Source organism: Streptomyces sp. NPDC019443, from assembly GCF_044389785.1.
Classification (GTDB): Bacteria; Actinomycetota; Actinomycetes; order Streptomycetales; family Streptomycetaceae; genus Streptomyces.
Map to the genome: position 1 here is coordinate 20,845 of NZ_JBIRYJ010000019.1, position 24,942 is coordinate 45,786.

Annotated in this window: 26 protein-coding genes; 14 read left to right on the top strand and 12 right to left on the bottom strand. The window is 69.7% G+C overall.

Annotated elements, in window-relative coordinates; genetic code table 11:
* The first annotated feature begins 4 nt into the window (after nt 1-4).
* Together dpgB and dpgC are read left to right on the top strand one after the other, a co-directional pair.
* Entirely contained in the window at nt 5-697 is a 693-nt protein-coding gene (gene dpgB, locus ACH492_RS34935; protein WP_398992660.1) for an enoyl-CoA-hydratase DpgB, read from the top strand.
* A gap of 17 nt (nt 698-714) precedes the next feature.
* The gene (gene dpgC, locus ACH492_RS34940) at nt 715-2,046 is read left to right on the top strand and encodes a (3,5-dihydroxyphenyl)acetyl-CoA 1,2-dioxygenase DpgC (RefSeq protein ID WP_398992808.1); all 1,332 of its coding nucleotides are present in this window, start codon (nt 715-717) and stop codon (nt 2,044-2,046) included.
* A 162-nt stretch (nt 2,047-2,208) separates the two neighbouring features.
* Here the strand turns inward: dpgC and ACH492_RS34945 are convergent, their stop codons facing one another.
* Nucleotides 2,209-3,351: a prephenate dehydrogenase gene (locus ACH492_RS34945; protein WP_398992662.1), complete on the bottom strand. Its 1,143-nt coding sequence runs from the start codon at nt 3,349-3,351 to the stop codon at nt 2,209-2,211.
* A 9-nt stretch (nt 3,352-3,360) separates the two neighbouring features.
* A complete protein-coding gene (locus ACH492_RS34950) occupies nt 3,361-3,762 on the bottom strand; it encodes a cold-shock protein (RefSeq protein WP_398992664.1) in 402 nt (133 codons plus the stop codon).
* 860 nt (nt 3,763-4,622) lie between these two features.
* On the opposite strand from ACH492_RS34950, the gene ACH492_RS34955 reads away from it, so the two are divergent.
* The 9 genes from ACH492_RS34955 (at nt 4,623) to ACH492_RS34995 (ending at nt 12,420) form a co-directional block, all read left to right on the top strand.
* On the top strand, nt 4,623-5,471 hold the full coding sequence (locus tag ACH492_RS34955) for a transcriptional regulator (protein WP_398992666.1): 849 nt from the start codon (nt 4,623-4,625) through the stop codon (nt 5,469-5,471).
* Between the two features lie 245 nt (nt 5,472-5,716).
* The gene (locus tag ACH492_RS34960) at nt 5,717-6,391 is read left to right on the top strand and encodes a glycosyltransferase family 39 protein (protein WP_398992668.1); all 675 of its coding nucleotides are present in this window, start codon (nt 5,717-5,719) and stop codon (nt 6,389-6,391) included.
* Nucleotides 6,392-6,469: 78 nt separating this feature from the next.
* Complete coding sequence (locus ACH492_RS34965) at nt 6,470-7,285, top strand: HipA family kinase (RefSeq protein WP_398992670.1); 816 nt, start codon at nt 6,470-6,472, stop codon at nt 7,283-7,285.
* A complete protein-coding gene (locus tag ACH492_RS34970; RefSeq protein ID WP_398992672.1) occupies nt 7,282-7,665 on the top strand; it encodes a DUF3037 domain-containing protein in 384 nt (127 codons plus the stop codon). Before ACH492_RS34965 ends, ACH492_RS34970 begins: the two co-directional genes overlap by 4 nt.
* A gap of 155 nt (nt 7,666-7,820) precedes the next feature.
* Nucleotides 7,821-8,582 carry a 3-oxoacyl-ACP reductase FabG gene (gene fabG / locus ACH492_RS34975; protein ID WP_398992674.1) on the top strand — a complete coding sequence of 254 codons (762 nt, stop codon included), beginning with the start codon at nt 7,821-7,823 and terminating at the stop codon, nt 8,580-8,582.
* Between the two features lie 17 nt (nt 8,583-8,599).
* Nucleotides 8,600-9,361, top strand: a complete 762-nt coding sequence (locus ACH492_RS34980; RefSeq protein WP_307664771.1) for an SDR family oxidoreductase — start codon at nt 8,600-8,602, stop codon at nt 9,359-9,361.
* A gap of 116 nt (nt 9,362-9,477) precedes the next feature.
* On the top strand, nt 9,478-11,058 hold the full coding sequence (locus ACH492_RS34985) for an ABC transporter substrate-binding protein (protein ID WP_398992676.1): 1,581 nt from the start codon (nt 9,478-9,480) through the stop codon (nt 11,056-11,058).
* 66 nt (nt 11,059-11,124) lie between these two features.
* On the top strand, nt 11,125-11,808 hold the full coding sequence (locus ACH492_RS34990) for a uracil-DNA glycosylase (protein ID WP_398992678.1): 684 nt from the start codon (nt 11,125-11,127) through the stop codon (nt 11,806-11,808).
* 138 nt (nt 11,809-11,946) lie between these two features.
* The gene (locus ACH492_RS34995; RefSeq protein WP_398992680.1) at nt 11,947-12,420 is read left to right on the top strand and encodes a hypothetical protein; all 474 of its coding nucleotides are present in this window, start codon (nt 11,947-11,949) and stop codon (nt 12,418-12,420) included.
* A 21-nt stretch (nt 12,421-12,441) separates the two neighbouring features.
* Here ACH492_RS34995 and ACH492_RS35000 read toward each other — a convergent pair whose 3' ends face one another.
* From ACH492_RS35000 to ACH492_RS35010, 3 genes are all read right to left on the bottom strand, one after another.
* Nucleotides 12,442-12,879, bottom strand: a complete 438-nt coding sequence (locus ACH492_RS35000; protein ID WP_398992682.1) for a hypothetical protein — start codon at nt 12,877-12,879, stop codon at nt 12,442-12,444.
* Between the two features lie 118 nt (nt 12,880-12,997).
* Nucleotides 12,998-13,513, bottom strand: a complete 516-nt coding sequence (locus ACH492_RS35005) for a DinB family protein (RefSeq protein WP_398992684.1) — start codon at nt 13,511-13,513, stop codon at nt 12,998-13,000.
* Nucleotides 13,514-13,554: 41 nt separating this feature from the next.
* The gene (locus tag ACH492_RS35010; protein ID WP_398992686.1) at nt 13,555-14,148 is read right to left on the bottom strand and encodes a TetR/AcrR family transcriptional regulator; all 594 of its coding nucleotides are present in this window, start codon (nt 14,146-14,148) and stop codon (nt 13,555-13,557) included.
* 104 nt (nt 14,149-14,252) lie between these two features.
* Between ACH492_RS35010 and ACH492_RS35015 the strand changes: the two genes are divergently transcribed.
* Both ACH492_RS35015 and ACH492_RS35020 read left to right on the top strand, forming a co-directional pair.
* Nucleotides 14,253-15,497, top strand: a complete 1,245-nt coding sequence (locus tag ACH492_RS35015; protein WP_398992688.1) for an FAD-dependent monooxygenase — start codon at nt 14,253-14,255, stop codon at nt 15,495-15,497.
* Entirely contained in the window at nt 15,494-16,399 is a 906-nt protein-coding gene (locus ACH492_RS35020) for a Gfo/Idh/MocA family protein (RefSeq protein WP_398992690.1), read from the top strand. Before ACH492_RS35015 ends, ACH492_RS35020 begins: the two co-directional genes overlap by 4 nt.
* Here ACH492_RS35020 and lnt read toward each other — a convergent pair.
* The 3 genes from lnt to ACH492_RS35035 form a co-directional block, all read right to left on the bottom strand.
* Nucleotides 16,323-17,990, bottom strand: coding sequence for an apolipoprotein N-acyltransferase (gene lnt / locus ACH492_RS35025; RefSeq protein WP_398992692.1), 1,668 nt, complete (start codon nt 17,988-17,990; stop codon nt 16,323-16,325). The two genes, ACH492_RS35020 and lnt, sit on opposite strands and share 77 nt — an antisense overlap.
* Nucleotides 17,991-18,084: 94 nt before the next feature.
* The gene (locus ACH492_RS35030) at nt 18,085-18,543 is read right to left on the bottom strand and encodes a nuclear transport factor 2 family protein (RefSeq protein ID WP_307664780.1); all 459 of its coding nucleotides are present in this window, start codon (nt 18,541-18,543) and stop codon (nt 18,085-18,087) included.
* A gap of 62 nt (nt 18,544-18,605) precedes the next feature.
* A complete protein-coding gene (locus tag ACH492_RS35035; RefSeq protein WP_398992694.1) occupies nt 18,606-19,601 on the bottom strand; it encodes an aldo/keto reductase in 996 nt (331 codons plus the stop codon).
* An 82-nt stretch (nt 19,602-19,683) separates the two neighbouring features.
* Here ACH492_RS35035 and ACH492_RS35040 point away from each other — a divergent pair, with 82 nt between their 5' ends.
* Nucleotides 19,684-20,301 carry a flavin reductase family protein gene (locus tag ACH492_RS35040; protein ID WP_398992696.1) on the top strand — a complete coding sequence of 206 codons (618 nt, stop codon included), beginning with the start codon at nt 19,684-19,686 and terminating at the stop codon, nt 20,299-20,301.
* A 3-nt stretch (nt 20,302-20,304) separates the two neighbouring features.
* On the opposite strand, the gene ACH492_RS35045 is transcribed toward ACH492_RS35040, so the two are convergent.
* The 4 genes from ACH492_RS35045 to ACH492_RS35060 form a co-directional block, all read right to left on the bottom strand.
* A complete protein-coding gene (locus ACH492_RS35045) occupies nt 20,305-21,480 on the bottom strand; it encodes a methyltransferase (RefSeq protein ID WP_398992697.1) in 1,176 nt (391 codons plus the stop codon).
* A 142-nt stretch (nt 21,481-21,622) separates the two neighbouring features.
* Nucleotides 21,623-21,796, bottom strand: a complete 174-nt coding sequence (locus ACH492_RS35050; RefSeq protein ID WP_398992699.1) for a hypothetical protein — start codon at nt 21,794-21,796, stop codon at nt 21,623-21,625.
* A gap of 52 nt (nt 21,797-21,848) precedes the next feature.
* Complete coding sequence (locus ACH492_RS35055) at nt 21,849-22,724, bottom strand: undecaprenyl-diphosphate phosphatase (RefSeq protein WP_307664785.1); 876 nt, start codon at nt 22,722-22,724, stop codon at nt 21,849-21,851.
* Between the two features lie 106 nt (nt 22,725-22,830).
* A complete protein-coding gene (locus ACH492_RS35060) occupies nt 22,831-24,876 on the bottom strand; it encodes an ATP-binding cassette domain-containing protein (RefSeq protein WP_398992701.1) in 2,046 nt (681 codons plus the stop codon).
* Nucleotides 24,877-24,942: the final 66 nt, after the last annotated feature.

Here is a 24,942-nt window from a genome sequence, read left to right on the forward strand (position 1 = left end):
TCGGATGAGCAGCACCACAGGTACGGCAGACACCTCGGGGCACGTCCTGCGCATCGACGGACGGCGCCCCCTGTCCACCGAGACAATCGCGGCCGTCGGCGCCTTCTGCGACCGAGTCGAGGACCTCGCCGGGCACGGCAACGCGACCATCCACGTCTCCGGCGTACCCGAGGGGTCCTGGGCGCGCGAGTTGACGGTGCCGCTGGTGAACAAGTGGGAGCGGGCGCTGCGCCGCCTGGAGCGGCTGCCCGCGACCACCATCGCGGTCGCCGACGGCAACTGCGGCGGAGCGGCTCTGGACGCGCTGCTGACCACCGACTACCGCATCGCGACGCGCTCGGCGCGCCTGGTGGTGTCCGTGGAAGACGGCGCGACCTGGCCCGGCATGGCCCTCTACCGGCTCGCCCGGTACGGGGCGAGCGCGGCCGCCATCCGCCGGGCGGTGCTCTTCGGCACTCCCGTCGAGGCGGCCGACGCGCTGGCACTGCAACTCGTCGACGAACTGGCGGACGACCCGGTGACTGCGGCGACCACCGCGGAGGAACGCGCCGGTGCCGTCTCCGGCACCGAACTCGCCATCCGCCGACAGCTGTTGCTCGACGCGCCCACGACCACCTTCGAGGAGGCGCTGGGCGTGCACCTCGCCGCCTGTGACCGAGCGCTGCGCCGTGCCGCCACTGTCGGAGCACGCTCGTGAGCGCGGACCACGGTGACATGGAGGCCGGGAACGACCTCCGGGACGTACGGGCCGAGCCGGCGCAGGCCCGCGAAGCGCTCGCCAAGGCTGCCGCGCGGACCGACGACCTGCTCGCCGCCCTGCCCGAGCCGGCCCTCAGGACACCCGGACAGCGCGCTGCCGCCGTGTCGGCGACGGACACCGCCCGGACCCTGCGCGCCGCGTTCATGGACGCGCACGCCGACGCCGTTTACGACGAACTCACCGACGGCCGGACCCGGTACGTGCGGCTGGACCAGCTCGCGTCGAGTGCCGCGACCGCCTTTCCCGGCCTGGTGCCCACCGCCGAGCGGCTCGCGACCGAGCGGGGCCGGCCGCAGGCGGAAAAAGAAGGGGACGAGATCGACCAGGGAATCTTCTTCCGGGCGATCCTGAACTCTCCGTCGGCAGGCCGGCACCTGCTCGACGCCATGCTGCGCCCTACCCCGCGCGCCCTCGGGCTGCTGCCCGACTTCCTCCGCACCGGCACGGCCGACCTGGGCTCCGTGCGGCTGGAGCGGACCGATGGTGCGGCGCGTCTGACCATGTGCCGCACCGACTGTCTGAACGCGGAGGACGACCGGCAGATCGACGACATGGAGGCCGCCGTCGACCTCGCGCTGCTGGACCCCTCGGTCGAGGTCTGTCTGCTGCGTGGCGGCGAGATGACCCACCCCCGCTACCGGGGCCGACGGGTGTTCAGCGCGGGAGTGAACCTCAAGTCCCTGCACGGCGGCGGCATCTCACTGGTCGACTTCCTGCTGCGGCGTGAACTGGGCTACATCCACAAGATCCTTCGGGGGGTACTCGTCGAGGACGGCGCGACCCGGTGGTCCCGCACGGTCGAGAAGCCCTGGATCGCCGCGGTGGACACCTTCGCCATCGGTGGCGGTGCGCAGATCCTCCTTGTGTTCGACCAGGTGCTGGCGGCGTCGGATGCCTTCTTCAGTCTCCCGGCGGCGAAGGAGGGGATCATTCCCGGCGCCTGCGACTTCCGGCTGATCAGGGCCGTCGGCCCGCGCCTCGCCCGGCAGTTGATCCTGGGCGGACGACGCCTGCGGGCGACCGAACCGGAGGCGCGGCTGGTGTTCGACGAGGTCCACGAGGGCGAGGAACTCGACATCGCGATCGAGCGGAGCCTCGATCGACTGCGAAGTCCCGCCGTCCTCGCCAATCGGCACATGCTGAACCTCGCCGAGGAGTCCGTCGACGACTTCCGGTGCTACATGGCAGAGTTCGCCCTCCAACAGGCGCTCCGCCTCTACAGCCCCGACGTCATCGACAAGGTCGGCGGCTTCACCGCTGCGAAGAGGACCGCGGTGTTCAACTGAGGCAGTGCTGCGGTTGAACACCTGCACATTCCGATCAGTGCTTCAACGGCCCGGCGCGGAGCCACAGTTCACGCTTCAACGGCCCCGCGCGGGGCTTCGGCTTGCGCTCCGACGCGTTAGCCCCGGCTGACGACTGGGCGTACTCTCAACGGCCCACGCGGCTCAGGAATTGAGGGAAGCGGAACGCGCGGCATGCTCCGGCGAGGAAGCCGTGGCGGGCGCGAGGGTGACGGCCCAGCCGTCCGCGGTCAGCAGCCGGGACAGCTCGGAGGCGGATGTCCGCCGTACGAACAGGGAGACCTTTCCGTACGGCGGCTCCTGGGCCTGCTCCAGCCGTATGTCCTCGATGCGGCCCCCGAGCTCGTCGACGGCGGTGAACAGCCTTGTCAGCGTGCCGGGTTGCTCCGACACGGTCACGGAGAGCCGGGCGACCTCCGCCGACGGCGCACCCGACCTGCCCGCCACCCGGGCGCGCCCGCGACTGCCGTGTTCAAGGAGCGCGTCGAGGCCTGCCTCGGCCCGCTTCCGCAGCACCGGGTCCGAACCGCCCAGTGCGCGCAGCGCATCGACGGCCAGGCCCAGATCGGTGGCGAAGGCGTCCAGCACGTCCGCCAGCGCGTCTGCGTTCGCCTCGTGGATGTCCCGCCACAGCACGGGATCGCCGCCCGCGATGCTGGTGACGTTCCGCAGCCCCTGACCCGACACCCGGATGTCGGCCTCCGTCGCCTGCGCCAGCTGGGCCGCCATGAGCGTGGAAATCAGATGGGGGGCGTGCGAGGTGAGGGCGATCGTGCGGTCGTGGACGGCGGCGTCCATGATGACGGGCACACCCGAGCACAGGAAGACGAGCTCCAGGGCGCGGTTCAGCACCGACTGGTCGGTGCGCGCGGACGGCGTGAGGATCCATGGCCGCGCCGCGAAGAGGCCGGCGCGCCCGGCGAGCGGTCCGGAGCGTTCGGTGGCCGCGAGGGGGTGGCCGCCGATGAAGGTCGACGGATCGGCACCGGCCGAGTCGATCTCGGCGTACGGCCGCGCCTTCACGCTGGCGACATCGGTGTAGGCGCGGGCGAGGCCACGGCGTTGGGCGTCCGCGAGCACCGCGCCGGTGTGCGCCGGAGGCACGGCGATCAAGGCAAGATCCACGCGCCCGTCCGGAGCGCGTACCGAACCCGCCCCCATGGCTTCGGCGGTCCTGGCGGCGGTCGCGCTCACGTCTTCCAGGTGCACCGTGATGCCCCGACGGGTCAGGGTCAGTGCGACGGAGGTGCCGATGGCACCCGTTCCGATGACGCTGACAGCCTTCATCGGGTCGCGTCAGCCCTCGGTCCAGCCGTGGTTCTTGGCGAACTGCGCCAGCCCGCCACGGATCTGCAGGATCTGCTCACCGGTGAGCGACGGCGCCTCCGCCAGCAGGATCTCGGTGACCTCTCGGGCGAACTCCTCGGTGCCGAGCACATCGCACAGGGAGTCGTCCTCGTCCGCTGCCCGGGGGGCCGGCGGACCCTCGCCCGGGTCCTGGACGAGCCGTACGCCGGTCGCCTTGAGGCCGCGTTCGCCGTTTTCGATTTCGAATTCAACCATCGTGCCGGAACGCAGATAGGGCTCGGAAAACAGCAAGTCGTTCACGTGCAGAAAGACGTCCTCCCCGCCGTGAGCCGGTGCAATGAATCCATAACCTCGCGAGCTGTCGAAGCGCACCACGCGACCAGCAACCATGCCAACCCCCTGCGGACTCGGGCCCCTTGCCCAAGAACCTGGAGCGAATCGTAGTCAGAGCCACGCCGATCGAGCGACCGCGCAGCTCAGCCGATACCGGAGAGTCCACCGCACCGGTTCCGGAGGGTCATCACGGGAGTGAAGGGCCGGGGAAGTGGAGCGCATGGGAAGCGGAGAGGAATATTAGATTCCGCTGAAATGTCTCATACGCTCCGGCCGATTGAATCGGGAGCGCCGTTACTGCCTGTGTTCCCTGCCTGTGCCGGTCCGGCTTCCATGCTCGGGTGATGGGTGGCCAAAGGGTTCAGGTCGCTTAAGTCAAGGCCTGGTCAATGCTGTTTTTCTTCGTTCATGCGGTCGACAACGCGCAGCGGAAACCGGACGATGGCTGAGGACCGGTGCAGCGATGGCTGAGGACCGGTGCAGCGATGGCTGAGGACCGGTGCAGCGTGACCGTGGGGATGCGGCGGGCTGCGCGGGGTGCGTGTCGTTCGGCCGCACCCGTGATCCGGGCGGGCCGGTTCTGTGTGGGAGTGAGCGGAACGGACGTTTGGGGGGAGTGGTAGGCCGAAGGTGGTGAACGCGCCCGTATAGGGCAGGCATACGGCAAGCCGAAATGCAACGGGGTGAATGCATTGATTCAGTCAGTCCGCACACTGGAGTCAGATTCCGGAAGACCTGTCGTAGAAAGCGGCTCGACATGGGATCCAATTGCGCGAAAGGGGAATTCGTTCCCCGTTGCGATCGCATCACTCAGGCCCGCAGATTCTCCTCGTTCTCAGGGGCAGGACGAAGAACACGTAGCGCGACTCGCAGAGCTCGACTCGCCCATTCCCGCAATTCTTGTCGACCGGCACACCATGAGGGTCGTCGATGGAATGCACCGACTGCTGGCTGCCCGGTTACGCGGTCAGCAGACCATAGAAGTCGAGTTCTTCGACGGATCTCCCGAGGACGCGTTCCTGCGTGCGGTCGCATCGAATGTCTCGCACGGCCTTCCCCTGTCGCTGGCCGATCGCCGCGCCGCCGCCGCTCGGATCATCGCCTCGCATCCGCAGATGTCGGACCGTGCGATCGCACGCGCGGCCGGCCTCGGAGCCAAGGCTGTCGCGGCGATCCGGCGCCGTTCGAGCGGCATCGTCCCCCAACTCAGCGCGCGCGTCGGCAGGGACGGGAAGGTGCGCCCTCTGAGCAGCGTGGAAGGCAGGCGACGGGCCGCCGAACTGATAGCGGAGCGCCCGCAGGCCTCTCTGCGCGAGGTGGCACGGTACGCGGGTATCTCGCCCGCGACGGTCAGCGATGTCCGTAAACGGCTCGAGTCCGGTCAGGCTCCGGTCGCCGAGCGCCACGAGTCCACCGACGGACAGGCGCGATCCGAGGTGATGGCGCGAATCACCAAGCCCCGGGCCGACCGCGTCCCGCGCCAGGCCCTGGCGGACACCGCCTCTGTAGTGGAAAAGCTGTTGAGAGATCCTTCCTTACGGCACAAGGAAGAGGGGCGGCATCTACTGCGCCTGCTGCAGCAGAACGAGATCGCGACGAGGGAGTGGGCGGACCTGACGGCCGCCGTACCGAGCCATTGCGGAGCTCTGGTCGTGGATCTCGCCCTGCACTACGCCGAGATCTGGGCGAATTTCGCCAAGTTGTTGGATGAGCGCGTACGCATCGAAGGTCGTCGTACGGACGATGTGACCCCGCGTGATGTGTGACCCCGCGTGACGGGTGATCTCGCGCGGGGGAGTGCCTTCGTGTAGGAGCGTCGGTGCCAGGCGCGCAATGACAAAGTTTGCGCGCCTGGCTTCGGTTCCAGTCGAAAGGCACTGGCTGCGATCATGACCACCAGGACCACCGAATCCGGTACGTCCACCGTCACCGAATCCGACGACCGATTATCGCGCCCCGTCGGCACGTCTGGCGGTCACCCGCCGACCAGCCGGGATGGGCCCGGCCCGCATTGCTGGGCATCGCCGCTCTCGCCGCGTTCCTGTACGCCTGGAACATCGCTGGCAGCGGCTATGCGAGCTACTACTCGGTCGCCGCTCGCCGTATGTCGGTGAGCTGGAAGGCCTTCCTGTTCACCGCGCTGGACCCGTCGGCCACGATCACGCTGGACAAGATCGGTGGATTCCTGTGGCCGCAGGCTCTCTCCGCCCGCGTCTTCGGCTTCCACGCCTGGGCGTTGACTCTGCCGCAGTGTGTCGAGGGCGTCGTCTCGGTGCTGGTGATGTACCGGATGGTTCGTCGCTGGCAGGGGCCCGCGGCCGGACTGCTGGCCGCCGGTTCGCTCGCACTGACGCCGGTGGCTGTCTCGATGTTCGGACACGCGATGCTCGACGGCGTTGTTGTCATGTGCCTGACGCTTGCGGCAGACCAGTACCAGAAAGCGGCGCCGCAGCACGGCTTCCACGTGCTGCGGCAGACCTACGCCTCGATCATGCTGGAGGCGGGAGAGTCCGTGGTGACTTTGGCGCGCCGGCTCGGGCACTCCTCGCCAGCCGTCACGCTCGGTTACTATGCTCACTTCATGCCGGAGGCCGGGAGCAAGGGGCGCACCGCCATTGACGGACTGCTCGGGAGGCAGGGGGATCAGCATGCCAGTCGAAACTCCCCAGATTCTCCCCAGGGCTGATCGTGGCCGGTTCCCTGGGCTGTACGTGTCTGGGGCGGTCGTGGATTGTAAGGCTAAGGAGTCGGATGGCCTGGGAAAATGCTGACTGAGGTCACCGCAACCCGCTACATCACGCCCCTGCGTGAGGGCGGCTCGCTGCCGGGGCTCGTCGAGGCCGACGATCTCGGTACGTACGTCATGAAGTTCACCGGCGCAGGACAGGGCCGCAAGACCCTGGTCGCCGAGGTCATCTGCGGGCAGCTCGGGCGGCGGCTCGGCCTGCGTGTGCCGGACCTGGTCAGCATCCAGCTCGACCCGGTGATCGGTCTCGGCGAGCCCGACCAGGAGGTGCAGGAGCTGCTGAAGGCGAGCGGCGGGCTGAACCTCGGGATGGACTTCCTGCCCGGTTCGCTCGGCTTCGACCCGCTTGCCTACGAGGTGGACGCGGCCGAGGCCGGCCGGGTCGTCTGGTTCGACGCGCTGATCAACAACGTCGACCGCTCCTGGCGCAACCCCAACATGCTGGTGTGGCACGGCGACCTGTGGCTGATCGACCACGGCGCGACCATGATCTGGCACCACAACTGGCCGGGTGCCGCCGCCTCCGCCGCCAAGCCGTATGACGCCTCCGACCATGCCCTCGCCCCCTTCAAGCCGGACATCGAGGCGGCCGCCGCCGAGCTCGCGCCGCTGGTCACCGAGGAACTGCTGACCGAGGTGGCCGCCGACGTCCCCGACGAGTGGCTGGTCGACGAGCCGGGCTTCGAGACCACCGACGCGCTGCGACGGGCCTATGTCGAGGCGCTGCTGCCGCGCGCGGCGACGATCGACACCCGCATCACCCTGGGCGAGCCGACCAAGCACCGGCCGTCGCAGGCCCCCGGCTGGCTGGCCGGGAAGGGCGGCGCGAAGTGAGCGGGCGCGATGTCTTCGAGTACGCGCTGCTGCGCGTGGTGCCGCGGGTCGAGCGCGGCGAGTGCTTCAACGCCGGTGTGGTGGTCTACTGCCGGGCCAAGTCCTTCGTCGCCGCCAGTACGCATCTGGACGAGGTGAAACTCCGAGCGCTGGACCCGGGCGCCGATGTGACGGGTGTACGCGCCGCGCTGCACGCCGTCGAGGGCGTCTGCCGCGGCGGCGAGGACGCGGGCCAGGCGGCACGCGACGACCCGGGCCGCCGCTTCCGATGGCTGGTCGCGCCGCGCTCGACCGTCGTACAACCTGGCCCGGTGCACACCGGGCTGACCGCCGATCCGGAGGCAGAGGTGGAGCGGCTGCTGACGCTGCTGGTCCGCTAGGCACCCCTTCAGTGACCCGGGGCACGCGGTGGACCGTTGACACCGGGTGCCAGGGCTTCTAGCGTCACGTCTGCTGAAGGTACTAAGCGGTCGCTCATCCGGGGGAACGTGGGACGTTACCGGGTGAGCCGCATCCAAGGGCGAGGAGAACCAGCATGTCCACCACCGAGCAGCGCGTTGCGGTTGTGACCGGGGCGGCGCGCGGCATTGGCGCCGCCACCGCGGTACGGCTGGCGGCCGAGGGCCGCGCCGTAGCCGTACTCGATCTCGACGAGGCGGCCTGCAAGGACACAGTCGAGAAGATCACCGCGGCCGGCGGCAAGGCCCTCGCCGTCGGCTGCGACGTGTCCGACAGCGCCCAGGTGGAGGCAGCCGTCGCGCGCGTCGCCGCCGAACTCGGCGCGCCGACCATCCTCGTCAACAACGCGGGCGTGCTCCGCGACAACCTGCTCTTCAAGATGACCGAGTCCGACTGGGACACCGTGGTGAACGTGCACCTCAAGGGCGCGTTCCTGATGGCCAAGGCCTGCCAGAAGCACATGGTGGACGCCGGATTCGGACGTATCGTCTCGCTCTCCTCCAGCTCCGCGCTGGGCAACCGTGGCCAGGCCAACTACTCCGCCGTCAAGGCCGGTCTGCAGGGCTTCACCAAGACCCTCGCCAAGGAGCTCGGCAAGTTCGGCATCACGGCCAACGCCGTCGCCCCCGGCTTCATCGTCACCGAGATGACGGCCCAGACGGCCGCCCGCGTCGGCATGGGCTTCGAGGAGTTCCAGGCCGCTGCCGCCACCCAGATCCCGGTCGCGCGCGTCGGGTACCCCGAGGACATCGCCAACGCCATCGCCTTCTTCACGGGCGACGAGGCCGGCTTCGTCTCCGGCCAGGTCATGTACGTGGCCGGCGGACCGCTCAACTGAATCGGGAGACGACGGACATGACCGCAGAGGTACAGGACAGCGGAAAGGTCGCGCTGATCACGGGCGCGAGCCGCGGCATCGGCTACGGCATCGCCGAGGCGCTTGTCGCCCGCGGCGACCGGGTGTGCATCACCGGCCGTGGTGAGGACGCGCTCAAGGAGGCCGTGGAGAAGCTCGGCGCCGACCGGGCGGTCGGCATCGCGGGCAAGGCCCACGACGAGGCCCACCAGGCGGCAGCGGTGGAGCGCGCCATGGAGGCGTTCGGCCGCGTCGACTTCCTGATCAACAACGCCGGCACGAACCCGGTCTACTCGCCGATGGCCGAGCTCGACCTGAATGTCGCGCGCAAGGTGTACGAGACCAACGTGATCTCGGCGCTCGGTTTCGCCCAGCAGACCTGGAAGGCCTGGCAGAAGGAGAACGGCGGAGCGATCGTGAACATCGCCTCCGTCGCCGGTCTCGCCCCGTCGCCCTTCATCGGCGCGTACGGTATGAGCAAGGCGGCCATGGTCAATCTGACCCTGCAGTTGGCGCACGAGTTCGCGCCGGGCGTCCGGGTCAACGCGATCGCCCCCGCGGTGATCAAGACGAAGTTCGCCGAAGCGTTGTACGAAGGCAGGGAGGCCGAAGCGGCCGCGGCCTACCCGCTGGCACGGCTCGGAGTTCCGGAGGACATCGGGGGCGCAGCAGCGTTCCTCACGTCCGACCAGTCGGACTGGATCACCGGCCAGACGCTGGTGGTGGACGGCGGTATCTTCCTCAATGCCGGAGTTCACTGAGCAGCCTGAACCGTTTTGTTACTGAATGTGCTAAGTGCCCTGCCGGGCCAAAAGGTTGACCCGGCAGGGCGCTGCGGTATGGTCGGCCGACCCATGGCTGAACGAGGAGCGTGCACGTGTTCTACCGGACCTGTCTGCAGGCCGCTGCAGCCCTAGCGTCCATATCTCTGCTGGCCGGATGCAGCCTGTTCTCGAATGAGGACGCCGAGCGTGAGCAGAAGATTTCGGTCGGTACGACGAGTCAGCCCAGTACCCTCGACCCGGCCGCCGCCTGGGACGGTTCATGGGAGCTGTACCGGAACGTCTTCCAGTCGCTGCTGAGCTTCCCCACTGGGAGCACCGTGCCGCAGCCCGACGCGGCCAAGAGCTGCGGGTTCGTAGACGCCAACAGCAAGATCTTCCAGTGCGAACTGCGTGAGGGGCTGCAGTTCTCCAACGGCGACAAGCTCGACGCCGCGGCCGTCAAGCACTCCATCGACCGGGTCCGGAAGATAGACGTGGAGGGTGGCCCGAACGGTCTGCTCGGCTCCCTCGACAAGATCGAGACGGTCGGCGACCGCATCGTGAAGTTCAGCCTCAAGACGCCGGACGCCACGTTCCCGTTCATCCTCGGCACACCCGCGATGGCCATGGTTCCGCCCAAGGAGTACCCCGCGGACAAGCTCCGCGAGGACGGCAAACTGACCGGCTCGGGGCCGTACACCCTGGATGCGTTCAAGAAGGGTGACCGGGCCGAGCTGGGCAAGAACTCCAAGTACCAGGGGAACGCGGAGGTCAAGAACGCCGGCGTCACCATCCGTTACTTCAGTGACTCGGATGTGATGCTGGGAGCGCTCAAGAAGAAGGACATCGACGTCGTCGACCGCGTGCTGACCGCGCCGGCCGTCGTCGAACTGCAGCAGCGGAAGCCGGAGAACGCTCACCTCCAGCTGGTGGAGACCTTCGGTGCGGAAATCCGCTACCTCGTCTTCAACCCCAAAGACCCCATGGCGGGCAAGCTCGCCGTACGGCGTGCGATCGCCCAGATCGTCGACCGCGGTGCCCTGGTCTCCGAGGTGTACAAGAGCACGGCGGAGCCGCTGTACTCGATGATCCCCAAGGGCATCTTCGGGCACACCACTGAGTTCTTCGACCGCTACGGTGAGCCGAATGTGGACAAGGCGAGGAAGATCCTCCAGGAGGCGGGCATCACCCGGCCGGTGCCGCTGACGTTCTGGCACACCACCGACCGCTACGGCTCCGCAACCGCGCGGGAGTTCGCCGAGCTCAAGCGGCAGCTTGACGCAACGGGACTCTTCAAGATCACGATTCACGGCAAGCCGTGGGCGGAATTCCAGCAGGGCTACCGGCAGGGCGACTACCCCGTATTCGGCCGCGGCTGGTTTCCCGACTTCCCGGACCCGGACAACTTCATCGCGCCGTTTGTCGGCTCGAACAACGTGCTCAACACTCCGTACGAGAACAGCGAGATCACCGAACAGCTGCTGCCCGCGTCCCGGCGTGAGAGCGACCGCGCCGCGGTCGGCACGCAGTTCGAGCGGGCGCAGGAGATCTTCGTCGACGACGTGCGTCTGCTGCCTCTGTGGCAGGGGAAGTTGTTCATTGCCACCAGCGAGGAGGTCGGTGGCTGCGAGCGCGCGTCGGACCCGAATTCGATCATGCAACTGTGGGAGCTGTACCGGAAGGCCAGCTGGTAGCCGCGATTGTCAGTGGCCGCAGGTAGGTTCTGTGGTCTAACTGATCGCATACCGGAGGTTGTTGACGTGACCGACACCGACATGCTGCCCGAGTCCTGGCGCGGCGTCCTCGGCGAAGAGCTCCACAAGCCATACTTCAAGGAACTCACCGAATTCGTCGAGGAGGAGCGGGCGCGTGGGCCGGTCTACCCGCCGCGCGAAGAGGTCTTCGCCGCGCTCGACGCCACCCCGTACGACCGCGTCAAGGTCTTGGTCCTCGGCCAGGACCCGTACCACGGAGAGGGGCAGGGGCACGGCCTCTGCTTCTCCGTGCGGCCCGGCGTCAAGACCCCGCCCTCCCTGCGGAACATCTACAAGGAGATGGAGGCGGAGCTCGGTCACCCCGTCCCGGACAACGGCTATCTGATGCCGTGGGCCGAGCAGGGCGTGCTGCTGCTCAACGCCGTGCTGACGGTGCGGGCCGGCGAGGCCAACTCCCACAAGGGCAAGGGGTGGGAGAAGGTGACGGACGCGGTGATCCGCGCCGTGGCCTCGCGGCCCGACCCCGCGGTGTTCGTCCTGTGGGGCAATTACGCGCAGAAGAAGCTGCCCTTGATCGACGAGACGCGTCATGCGGTGGTCAAGGGCGCGCATCCCTCGCCGCTCTCGGCCAAGAGGTTCTTCGGCTCCCATCCGTTCACACAGATCAACGAAGCGGTGGCGGCCCAGGGGCACGAGCCCATCGACTGGCGGATTCCGAACCTCGGCTGAGCACCGCGGCCGAGCGTTCGCGCACCCGGCTGACAGGCTCGGGCCCGCGCCCGAGCCTGTGCGGCATTGTCCGTGGCGACGGCTAGCGTCGTGATCCGTGGATGGTCGCGATTCGCCGCACGGACGTGGGAGGCCGCAGTGATGGAGCAGCAGGAGGCGTCGGAGGACGCCGTCATGACCCGCATCGGACAAGCGATCATGTTGCTGCACGGCGGTGACCGCGAGGAGGCGCGCAATCGCTTCGGCGCGCTCTGGTCGGAGATCGGCGAGGCCGGTGATCCGCTCCACCGCTGCACTCTGGCTCACTACATGGCCGACGCCCAGGACGACGCCGGCGACGAGCTCGCCTGGGATCTGCGGGCCCTGGCTGCGGCGGAAGGGCTGAGTGAGGAGCGGCTGGCCCGGCACGAGGCGACGCTCGCCGTGCGGGCCTTCTATCCCTCTCTCCATCTCAACCTCGCCGCCGACTATGTGAAGCTCGAGCGCCCGGAGCCCGCGCGCGTCCACCTCGACCGGGCGCGCGCGGCGACGGACGCCTTGGGGGACGACGGATACGGCAACGGCGTCCGGGCCGCGATCGACCGGCTGGAGCGCCGGCTGAGCGGCGAGTGAGGCTGGACCGGCGAGCGAGGGTCAACTCCCGTAGGCCTCCTGGCAGATCCGGGACTCGGGGCTGCCCGGCCGCCAGCGGCCATAGCTCTCGCCCAGGGCGCAGACGTCCGGCCCGACGGCCGGCAACGGCCTCAGGGACGGCAGGGTAGGCGGCTCGGCGGTCCCGGGCTTGGCCGGCAGGGACTTGGGTGGCGGGGACTCTGGCCGCTCGTCCGGCACGTGACGGGCGGCGGGAGGCGGCACCGACGGGAGAGCGGCGGTTTCGGCCCACGTCAGGGGCGGGGGCGCCAGGACTTCGCGGGCCGGTCTCTGCACGATCTGCGGCTCCACAGCCTGTGCCGGGCGGCCGCTGTGGGACGGGGGTGCGGGCACGGGCTGCGGCTGCACGGCCACACAGCCGGACACGGCCCAGACGGCTACCCCTGCCAGGACCTTCGCGGTGGTTTTTGGTCGGTGCACCCGCGCAACTCTGCTGTGCGCGGGGCACGTTCACAGTCTTTCGGGCACACAATGGCCCGCACGGGTGACGCCGGTCAGCCCCCGTCAACCCCCGGTCAGCCCCCTCGCCAACCCCCGGTCAGTCGCCCGTCGCGCCGTCGATCCGCTCACGGATCAGATCCGCGTGGCCGTTGTGGCGCGCGTACTCCTCGATCATGTGCGTCATGATCCACCGCAGGTTGTAGCTCTCCCCGGTGCGGCGGGACTTCGTCTTGCCCAGGTCGTCGAGCCCATGGGCGGCCGCCAGCTCACGCGCCCGTACGACCTCGGCCTGCCAGGCGGCGTACGCCTCGGCATAGGTGTCCTGCTCGGTGAAGTGGAAGTCGCCGTCATGGTCGCCTTCGCTGTAATAGAGCGGATCGAGGCCCTCCCCGGCGAGTGCGTTGCGGAACCATCCCCGCTCGACCTCCGCCATGTGCCGTACGAGTCCGAGCAGCGAGAGCTCGGAGGGCGGCGCGGACAGCTCCCTCAGCTGGCTGTCGTCCAGGCCCGCACACTTCATTGCCAGCGTCTCACGGTGGTATTCCAGCCAGCCGTCGAGCATCTCGCGCTCGCCCGCGGTGGTGGAGGGTTCGGTCCGTTCGGGTGTCGTCATGGCGATCATCCTGAGGCACGCGCCCTCCGTGCCGCCAGGGCTTATTCGCCGAGCATTCCGCGCAACAGCTCGGCGAATCCGGTACGCAGTTCCGCGAGGTCGGGGACGGCGGAGTGGTACGACCCCACGGCGCAGGAGAACATCAGCCCCTCGCACCAGGCCACCAACGACAGGGCGTGGCGCTCCGGTTCGGGCGAACCTGCCGCCGCCATGAGGGCGATGAGCGGGGCGCGGAACTGGCTGCCCGTCGCGTCGTAGAACTCCCGCAGCTCGGGCCTTCGCGTCGCCTCCAGCGCCAGTTCGTAGCGGGAGACGAGCAGTTCGCGGTGGCGGGTCAGATAGCGGTGCAGGGCCGGCGCGAGCGCGTCGACAAGGCCCCTGGTGCCCACCTCGGGCACGGGCATCCCGTCGGGGGTCAGGACAGCCGCCTCGCGCTCCGCCAGCCGCCGTACGGCCGCCTCCAGCAGCGCCTGCCGGGTGCGCGCGTAATTCGACGTCGAGCCCTGGGGAAGTCCCGCCGCCTCGTCCACGGCGCGGTGGGTGAGCCCGCGCATCCCGCGCTCGGCGAGCAGCCTCAGCGCGGCGTCGGCGATCAGTTCGGCTCGGGCAGTGCTCGTGGTGGTGCGTGCGGCCATGCGAACAACCTACCGCCGGAACTACAGTTGTAGTACGGTAATTGTCACTACAGGTGTAGTGAGCGCCGACGAACCGGCACCAAGGAACCGAACGAGGAGGAGTCATGCCCAGGCCCCGAGCCGTCGTCATCGGCAGCGGAATCGGCGGACTGACCGCCGCCGTGGCCCTGCACCAGAGCGGCTGGCAGGTCACCGTCCTGGAGCGCGCCGAATCCCTGGAGCCGGTCGGTGCCGGGATCGCCCTCGCCCCCAACGCCCAGCGCGCACTCGACGTCATCGGCCTGGGCGACGACATTCGCGAGCTGGCCGCCTGGCAGGGTGACGGCGGCATGCGCAATCCCGGCGGCCGCTGGCTCTCCCGTACGAACAGCTCCGCCGCGGCCGAACGATTCGGCGGACCCCTCGTGCTGGTCCACCGCGCGACCCTGATCGACCGCATCGCGTCCCGGCTGCCCGCTCACGCAGTGCGTACCGGCAGCCCCGCGCAGCTCGCCGACCCCGGTGTCACGGGCGGCCGCCCGGCCCGCGTGACCACCCCCGACGGGGAGATCGAGGCCGACCTCGTCATCGGTGCGGACGGCATCAGCTCGGGTGTGCGCCGCGCCCTCTTCCCGGACCACCCCGGGCCCGCCTACTCCGGATTCACCACCTGGCGCGTCGTCGTCCCCGCGCCCGACCGTCCCTTCGAGCCGCACGAGACCTGGGGCGCCGGCACGCTGTGGGGCACCCAGCCGCTCAAGGACGGCCGGATCTACGCGTACGCAGCCGCCGTCGCCCCCGCCGGGGCCCGCGCCGCCGACGACGAGAAGTCCGAACTGCTGCGCCGCTTCGGCGGCTGGCACGATCCCGTCCCCGGGATCATCGCCGCCGCCGAACCCGGACAGGTGCTGCGCAACGACGTCCATCACCTCATCGACCCGCTGCCGTCCTTCCACCGCGGGCGGACCGCGCTCATCGGCGACGCCGCCCATGCCATGGCGCCCACCCTCGGCCAGGGTGGCAACCAGGCCATCGAGGACGGCATCGTGCTCGCCCACCACGCGGCCCCCGGCGGGGACCTGGGCGCGGGCCTCGCCGCGTACACCGCGCAGCGCCTGCCGCGCACCATGGGCATCGTCCGCAAGGCCGCGAAAATCGCCCGGCTGATGTCCCTGACCAGCACTCCGGCCGTCGTGGTGCGCGACTCCCTGATCTCCGCCGTCTCCAGGCTCGGACCCGGCCTCGTTCTGCGGACCTTCGACGGCATCGCCGACTGGCGGCCGCCGCAGCGCACGTATGCTGCCGGAGCACAGGACATACGCGACGTACACGACGGACAACCGGCACAGCGCCAAGGGAGGCCCCTGTGAAGGTCGGCTGCATCGGGCTCGGCGACATCGCGCAGAAGGCCTATCTGCCCGTGCTCACCACCCTGCCCGCGGTCGAACTGCATCTGCAGACCCGCACCCCCGCCACCCTGGCGCGAATCGCCGAGACCCATCACATCCCCGCAGAACGACGCCACACCGGCCTCGACTCACTGCTCGCCCAGGACCTGGACGCCGCCTTTGTGCACGCCCCGACGTCCGTGCACGCCGAGATCGTCACCCGGCTGCTCGAAGCGGGTGTCGCGACGTACGTCGACAAGCCGCTCGCGTACGAACTGGCCGACTCGGAGCGGCTGGTGAGCCTCGCCGAGGAGCGCGGCACCAGCCTCGCCGTCGGCTTCAACCGCCGCCTCGCGCCCGGCTACGCCCAGTGCATCGAGCACCCGCGCGAGCTGATCCTGATGCAGAAGAACCGCGTGGGCCTCGCCGAGGACCCGCGCACCCTCGTCCTCGACGACTTCATCCACGTCGTCGACACCCTGCGCTTCCTCGTTCCTGGACCGGTCCACCACACCGACGTGCGGGCCCGGATCGTCGACGGCCTGATGCACCACGTCGTGCTGCAGTTGTCCGGCGACGGCTTCACCGCGATCGGCACGATGAACCGGATGAGCGGCTCCACCGAGGAGATCCTCGAAGTGTCGGGCCAGGACACCAAGCGCGAGGTCCGCAATCTCGCGGAGATCGTGGACCACAAGGGACAGCCGAGCGTGCGGCGGCGCGGCGACTGGGTGCCGGTCGCCCGCCAGCGCGGCATCGAGCAGTCGGTGCTGTCCTTCCTCGACGCCGTACGCGCCGGAAAGTTCCTCAGCGCGCAGGACGCCCTGCGGACTCATGAGTTGTGTGAACGGGTGGTGCGCCAAGCCCTGGAGCAGGCCGCCTGAGGGACCGGGCACCCTCGGTCGCGCAGAGCGCGGCGAGGACGGCGAGCGCGCCGTAGACCGGCCAGTCGCCGAACCTGACGTACGGGGTCGTGCCGCGGGCGAGCGGGATGTCGTAGACCGCCGCGGTGCTGCTGTCCGTGCCCAGCAGGCGGCCGACCCGCTCGCCGTCCGGCCCGTACACCGCGCTGACGCCGGTGAGCGTGGCATGCACCATCGGCCGCCCGCTCTCGGCCGCCCGCAGCGCCGCCAGCGAGGCGTGCTGTTCCGGCGCCCAGCTCCCCTGGAACGACGAGGTCGCCGACTGGGCGATCAGCAGCTGCGCACCGTCCCGGGTAAGCCGCCGGCTCATGTCGGGGAACGCCGACTCGAAGCAGACCAGCGGCCCCAGCCGCAGCCCGCCGTCGCCGGGCAGCACCATCACCACCGGGCGGCTGCCGCGCAGCCGGTCCTCGCCCGCGGCCTTGCCCACCGAGGTCGCCCAGCCGAGCACCGCGCGGGCGGGGACATACTCACCGAAGGGGACCAGCCGCATCTTGTCGTAGCGGTCCCCGGTCGGGCCCTGCGGGCCCACCAGGACCGAGCTCTTGAAGATCCCGGCCGGGCCCGTGCCGCCCGCGCGCCGGGCGTCCACATTGACCAGCACCTCGGCCCCGACCGCCCGCGAGAGCACCGCGATTCGAGCGGCCAGATCGGGGCGCTCGCGCAGATCCTCGCCGACACTGCTCTCGCCCCAGACCACCAGATCGAGGTCCTGCCCGGCCAGTTCGCGGGTCAGCTCCTCGCTGCGGGCGAAGCGGCGGTCGACGCTCTCCATGCCGTTGACGACTCCCGGCTGGACGACCGCAATGCGCGCCCGCCCCGACTGCACCGGCTGCGGAACCCACATCCAGACCGCTGTGGTGGTGAGCGCACATATGAGGCCGCCGCCCACCGCGGCCGTACGGGCGTGCGGCACCGCTATCAGCACGGTGATCGCTGTGTTCACGGCCAGCACCAGCAGACTCACCAGCCACACACCACCCACCGAGGTGAGCCGCAGGGCGGGGGAGACCTCCCACTGGCTCGCCCCGAGCAGACCCCAAGGTCCGCCGAGGCCCTCCCAGGACCGGGCCAGTTCGATCATCAGCCAGCCGGAAGGGACGACCGCGAGGGCCGCTGCGGCGCGCGCCGGCGACGGGGTCCCGCCGAGGAGCGACCACACGAGCCACCCCCAGGGCCCCCACATCAGCCCGAGGATCGCGGCAACCACGACGATGAACACATGCAGGCTCGGTATCAGCCAGTGGTGCACGGCGATCACGAAGCCGATGCCGCCCAGCCAGCCCTCGACCGCCGCCCGTCGGCCCGTCGGCGCGGACCGCACAAGCAGCATCCACGGCACCAGCGCGGCATACGCGAACCACCACAGCGACGGCTCGGGAAAAGCGAGCGCGGGCAGCGCACCGGCAGCCACCGCGGCCGCGCCGCGCCACCGCGGGGACGACAGCGCCCGGCGCGCGAGCGGCTCCCTCTCGCGCCGCTCCCCACGCTCGTGCTGCTCGTGCCCCTCCAGCCCCTCCAGCCGCTTCGGCCGGCCGACCGGAATCCGCATGCCGCGCCTCCTCGTGCTGCCTCGAAGGGCCCGCGAGCACTGTTCCCCTCCAGTGTGCGCGAGCGGGACCTGCACCGACAGGGCACCTTGGGCGTCAGCCTCCGTCCGGCGCCCCCGCGGCTCGCCGCCACTTCTCGTGGATCACCACGGTCCGCAGCCGCCAGCCCGCGTCCGTACGCAGCAGGCTGAACGCGTACCGGCCGCCGGAGAAGAAGTCGTCCCCCGACTCGAGACGCATTGGGTTCACATAGTCGGCCTGCACCTCCGCACGGTCGCCCGGATAGCCGCCCAGGTCCTGAATGTGCAGCCGCCGGTTGACGATGAGGTGCTGTCGTACCGGAAAGAGCCGCAGCGTCTGAGCCAGCCAGTCGGCGACTTCGGCGGCCGGGCCCTCGATCCCGCCCGAGCTGCGGTAGTCGGCGCGCCCCTCCCGCGCGAACAGCGCCCGGTAGGCGCTCCAGTCGGCATCGTCCACGGCCACCGCGTAACTGGTGACCAATTCGTCGATGGACAGCCGGTCCATCACGGTCGCGAGATCTACGCGCTGCGTCATCGGGTCAGTTTCGGGCAGTGAGCGCCCGACGCCAAGGGCTGTGCACGCCAGTCACCCGCTCTTCACCCGCTCTTGGTCAGCAAACGGTCGATCTCCGTCAGTTCGGCGTCAGAGAACCCGGGCGCGTCGAGCGCCCCCAGGTTCTGTTCAAGCTGACGGACGCTGCTCGCGCCGACGAGTACGGAGGTGACGCGGCTGTCCCGCAGCAGCCACGCAAGCGCCATCTGGGCGAGCGTCTGGCCGCGCTCCCGGGCCAGCGCGTCCAGGGTCCGCAGGAGTTCTTGCCGCTCGTCGGTCAGGACGTCGCGCGTCAGATAGCGTCCGGCCGCCATCCGCGAGTCCGCAGGGACCCCCTTGAGGTAGCGGTCCGTCAACTGCCCCTGCGCGAGCGGCGAGAAGGCGACGAGACCCGCTCCGGCGGCCTCGGAGGCCGCCAGCAGCCCGTCCTCGATCCCGCGATCCAGCAGCGAGTACGGATGCTGATTGACCAGCAGGGGAGTGCCGAGCTCCGTCAGGATCGCGGCGGCCTGCCCGGTCCGGGCCGGGCTGTAGTTCGAGAGACCGGCGTACAGCGCCTTTCCCTGGCGTACGGCGGTCGCGAGCGCGCCCATCGTCTCTTCGAGTGGAGTGTCCGGGTCCGGCCGGTGCGAGTAGAAGACATCGACGTACTCCACGCCGAGCCGGCGCAGCGACTGGTCGAGGCTCGCCAGCAGATGCTTGCGCGAACCCCACTCGCCGTACGGACCCGGCCACATCTCATTGCCGGCCTTCGTGGCGATGACCAGCTCGTCGCGGTACTTGCGGAAGTCGGCCCGGAAGTGCGCGCCGAAGTTCGCCTCGGCCGAGCCGAAGGGCGTGCCGTAGTTGTTCGCCAGGTCGAAGTGCGTCACACCGAGGTCGAACGCCCGGCGCAGCACGGCCCGTTGGGTCTCCAGCGGACTGGTGCCGCCGAAGTTGTGCCACAGCCCCAGGGAGATCTCCGGCAGCCGGACCCCGCTGTTGCCGCAGCGGCGGTACCGCATGCCGGCGTACCGGCCCTCGTCGGCGACGTACGTCATCTGCCCAGCTCTCCTCCGCCGTGGACGGGCCAGCCGGAGCGCGGACCCGCTGACCTTGCGTGTCACCCGCCATACTGCCCCCATGCGCAACGACTACGACCCCGCCCAGTGCGACCGCGACACCTTCTACCGGCTGCTGACCGCCACCGTCGTCCCGAGGCCCATCGCCTGGGTCTCCACCACATCGGCCGACGGCACCGACAATCTCGCTCCGCACTCCTTCTTCACGGTCTCGTGCGTGTCGCCGCCGGTCGTGCAGTTCACCTCCGTCGGCCGCAAGGACTCGCTGCGCAACATCGAGGACACCGGCGCCTTCGTGGTCAACTTTGCGCCTGAGCCGCTCTTCGAGCAGATCAACGCGACCGCCACCGATTTCCCGCGCGGCATCAGCGAGTTCGACGCGGTCGGCGTGGAGCGCGAGGCGAGCCTGCGCGTGAAGCCGCCTCGCGTCGCGGCATCGCCGGTGGCGCTGGAGTGCGAACTGCACAGCACCGTACGGCTGGGCGACTCGACCGTCGTCTTCGGCCGGGTGGTGCATGCGGCGATCAGTCCGGAGGTGATGGCGGACGGGCACCCCGAGGTGACGAAGCTGGCTCCGCTGACCCGGCTGGGCAAGGACGAATGGGGCACGCTCGGCGATGTACGCGAGATTTCCCGTGTTCCGTACGCGCAGTGGCAGGGCGGCGGCACGCCCCGCTGACCGCTACTTCTTGACGGCCCGCAGGACAACGAACTTCGGGTCGGAGGCCACGACTTCGCAGTTGCCGAAGAGGCGGCGCAGCTTCACGTGATACCCGAGGTGCCGGTTGCCGATCACCCACAGTTCGCCTCCGGACCGCAGTGCGCGGCGCGCACCGCCGAACATCCGGCGGGCTGTCGACTCCGTCGTCGCCTGGTGCGAGTGGAACGGAGGATTGTTCAGAACCAGGTCGACCGATTCGGCCGGCACCGCGGACAGTCCGTCGCCCACCAGGAATTCGGCCTTCGCGTCCGAGTCGACGTTGTCGCGGTACGTGGCCTCGGCCGATGCCACCGCGGAGAACGACTCGTCGATGAAGGTCACCGAGGCCTCCGGATTGGCCAGCGCGGCTGCCGTCCCGATCACGCCGTTGCCGCAGCCCAGATCCACGACCCGCTCCGCGCCGCGGCGCTTGGGCAGATTGCGCAGGAAGAACCTGGTGCCGATGTCGAGCCGCTCGGCGCAGAAGATGCCCGCGTGATTGGTCACGGTCCGGCCGGCGAGCGCCCCGGCATCGGCGGGCAGCGCGTACCGCAGCGGCCAGGGCCCGGCGGTGCGGGCCAGCCCCTGGTCGGGCGTACAGAAGATCAGCCGCGCCTTCTTCACTGCCAGCGAGGTCCTGGTCGGACCGATGATCCGCTCGAACAGCTTCAGCGTGGAGGTGTGGATCTCGGTGACCATGCCGGTGCCGACGACGACGGTGTCCGCGTGCACGGCGGGCGCGAGACGGTGCAGCTGGTCCTCGAGCAGCGCGAGGCTCTTGGGCACCCGCACCAGCAGTACGTCGACGCGCTCCGGCGGGATGTCCCTGACCGACAGCAGCCTCACCGCGTCCGCGTCGATGCCGTTGCGCGCCAGATTCGCGCGGGTTGCCTGCTGGCCGAGGAAGGAGTCGGTGATCTGTACGGGGCTGTGCTCGGCGAGCGAGGTGGCAAGGGCGCCCCACCGGTCGCCGACGACGACCACGGTGCCGGAGAGATTCGTGGGTCCGGCGTCCTCGATCCCCTTGAGCGGCTCGTCCCCCTTGAGCTGCCTGAGGAGGTACTCATCGGCGGCGTCCCAGGCGCGGAGCGGGTCGCGGGGGTCCTCGGGGAAGCGGGCGAGGTCGAACCCGCCCCATGACGTCGTCAAACGGTTCATTGTGCACTCAGGCTAGCCGAGCGCTCCGCCACGTCCGACGGTCAGGCTGGGCGGTCGGGCGGGCCAGTCCGGCGGGGTACGGCGGGCCGGTCGGCCCGGGGGCGGGCAGGGGCAGGTCCGGCAGGGAGCTGTCAGCCCGCGCTCACGCCGCGCGCTCGACGGCCTCGAGCGTCGCCGCGGCCCACTCCAACACGAGCGCCTCGTATTCCGGCCGCCGGTCGTCGGGCAGCTCGCCGTCCGCCCACAGCTCACGGATCCGGAGATTCAGCTCGGCGGCGGACAGTGCAGTTTCTGACTCGCGGGGAAACGGCGACATGGCGACAGGCTAAGGCCTCGGTACGACAGCCGTCTCCACCGCGACAGCGGGGTCAGCCGGCCGACTCACCCGCGTGCGGGCTCAGCGCATCCGTTCCGACCAGGATGAACAGCACGATTCCGAGCAGAATGCGGTAGATCACGAACGGCATGAAGCTCTTCGTAGTGATGAACTTCATGAACCAGGCGATCACCGCGTAGCCCACCGCGAAGGCAATGATCGTTGCGAATATCGTCTGCGGCCAGGCCACATGCCCGCCCGCGCTCGCGTCCTTCAGCTCGAAGACGCCGGATGCGAGCACGGCCGGGATCGCCAGCAGGAACGAGTAGCGGGCCGCCGCCTCACGGGTGTAGCCCATCAGCAGACCGCCGCTGATGGTGGCGCCCGAGCGGGAGACGCCGGGGATCAGGGCCATCGCCTGGCAGACGCCGTAGATCAGACCGTCCCGGACGCCCAGCTCCTGGAGGGTCTTGCGCTGCTTGACCACGCGGTGCTTGCCGCCGGCCTCGTCGCGGGCGGCAAGCCGGTCGGCGATGCCGAGCACGATGCCCATCACGATCAGGGTTGTGGCGATCAGCCGCAGATCGCGGAACGGGCCCTCGATCTGGTCCTTGAACGTGACGCCGAGCACACCGATCGGGATCGAGCCGACGATCACGAGCCAGCCCATCTGCGCGTCGTGGTCGCTGCGCAGCGCCTTGTTGGTGAGGGAACGGAACCAGGCGGAGACGATCCGGACGATGTCCTTGCGGAAGTAGATCAGGACAGCCGTCTCCGTGCCGATCTGCGTGATCGCCGTGAACGCCGCACCCGGGTCCGGCCAGCCGGCGAAGGCGGCGGTGAGCCGCAGATGCGCGCTGGAGGAGATGGGCAGGAATTCGGTCAGCCCCTGGACGAGCCCGAGGATGAATGATTCGAACCAAGACATGGAAAACTACGCCACCCAAGAAATGATCACGGTCTGACGGCGCGTAGCGTTCCCGATCATGCGCCAGTTGTGAGGAAGCGTAGCGTCCCCGGATTCCAGGGCCGCGTCAGCCCCCGTGGGATCTGCCTTGCGGGGCATCGCCAGTTGGGGCCGACGCCGTGCTCTGGTCCACGGGGCGCCGCCTCTTCTGGGTGGGCAGCGCGGGACTTTCCACCGCGTACTGCGCCGCCTGGATCCCGTACAGATCGCGGAACACCTTCGGTCCTTCGACCTCGTCCGAGAGCAACTCGGCGAAGGTGCCGCTCTCCACGACCCGGCCGCGGTCCAGCACATGGATCAGGTCCGCGGCCCGGACCGAGCCGAGCCGGTGTGTGATGAGGATGACTGTCTGGCCCGCGTCGGCGAGCCGGCGGATCTGCTCGAACAGCTGCTGCTCCGCCTTCGCGTCGAGCGCGGAGGTCGGCTCGTCGACGATGAGGATCTCCCCCGCCCGATAGTGCGCGCGGCCCAGGCCCAGGCGCTGCCACTCGCCGCCGGAGAGCTGATGGCCGCCCTTGTAGCCGCGGGCGAGGAGCGTCTGCCAGCCGCGCGGCAGCTCCTCGATGAGCTCGTCCGCACCCGCGTACTGAACGGCGTTCTCCAGCCGCTCCTGGCTGAACGGTGCTTCGGGGCGTCCGATGCCGATGTTGACGGCGGCGGTGAAGGGCCAGCGGTAGAAATCCTGCCCGACGACGGCCACGCGGGAGACGAGCTGCTGCCGGTCGGCGTCGGCGGCGTCCACGTCGTCCCACAGAATGCGGCCCGAGTCGGGGCGGTAGAGCCCGCACAACAGCTTGACCAGGGTGGTCTTGCCGCTGCCGTTCTCCCCGACGAGCGCGATGATCTTGCCGGTGGGGAAGGTCAGGCTCGCGCCGTCCAGGGCCCGTTTGTTGTCCTTGCCCTGATAGGTGAAGACGACGTCCTCGAAGGTGATCCGGGCCGGGGCCGCGGGCAGCGGCAGCCCGCCCACCGGGATCGCGCGGTCGGCGGCCTCCGCGCACAGCCGGTGCAGGTCGCCGACGAACAGGCTCTCCTCGTGCATGAAGTTCACCTGCATCACCAGGTTCTGCAGGCTGGAGGATCCACTGCGGATGGCGAGCACTGCCGTGCCGCCGACGGACAGGGCCATCGCCCCGGTCCACAGCAGTCCGCCGAGCGTGGCGTACGCGGCGGCCGTCGCGAGCCCGGTCCAGCCCGCGGCGATCAGTCCCGTACGGGCGGCGAGCCGGGCCAGCCTGCGCTGCTCCGCCTCCTGCGACTGGGACATGGTCCGGAAGTGGTGGAGCAGAAAGGGGCCGACGTTGTGGACACGGATCTCGGGAGCGGCCTCCGTGGTGATGAGCAGCTGGCTGATCAGCTGCCCGGCCCGCGAATGCTGCACCCAGGCGTGGAAGGAGACATAGCGGCGCCGCGCCACGGAGAGCGCGGCCCAGGCGCTGGGCAGCGTCATCGACACGAGCAGCGGCAGCAGCACGGGATGGAGTACGGCGAGAACGCCGGCCGCGGCCACCAGCGACAGCAGGGCGTTGATGACGTTGGTGCAGTACTTCACCATGCGGCGGGCCGAACCCGCGCCGTACGAGGCGCTGTCGAGAAGTTTGTGGAACTCCTCGTCCTCGACGGCCTCGAGCTCGACATTCGCGGTGTGCTTCAGATACCGCTCGGTGGCCACCCGCTCCACCTTCGGCTCCAACTGTCCGGTGCCGGCGGTGGACTGGGCTCGCAGCACCGCGCCGACCAGTGCCGCCGCGCCGGCGACGGCGAGCGCCGGAGCGGCTTCGGTCAGCCGCTCGGCGGTGCTGCCGGTGCCCAATAGATGGGCGAGGACGCGGTTCACGGCGATGAGCCCGACCGCCTGGCTGACGCCGCGGCCGATCTCGGCGAACGCCACCAGACGCAGCGCCCCCTTGTCCGCTTCCCACGCCAACTGGGCGGTGGTGCCCACCAGATGGGGCAGCCGGGTCACCATGGACCGTAGGTTCAGCTGGAGGAAGGCCTCTTCGTGCTTGTTCCAGCCCATGTCGTAGCGCAGTGGTCCGCCGAAGAGTAACTGCTCGGACTCGGAGGGCTGTTCGCTCGGTGTTTCAGCGGCATGGGTACTGCGCTCGGCCATGGGCGCTCCTGTCGGGTGGGTGCGGGACCAACGGTCGGAGAACGCACCTGATCACCGCCTCGTCAC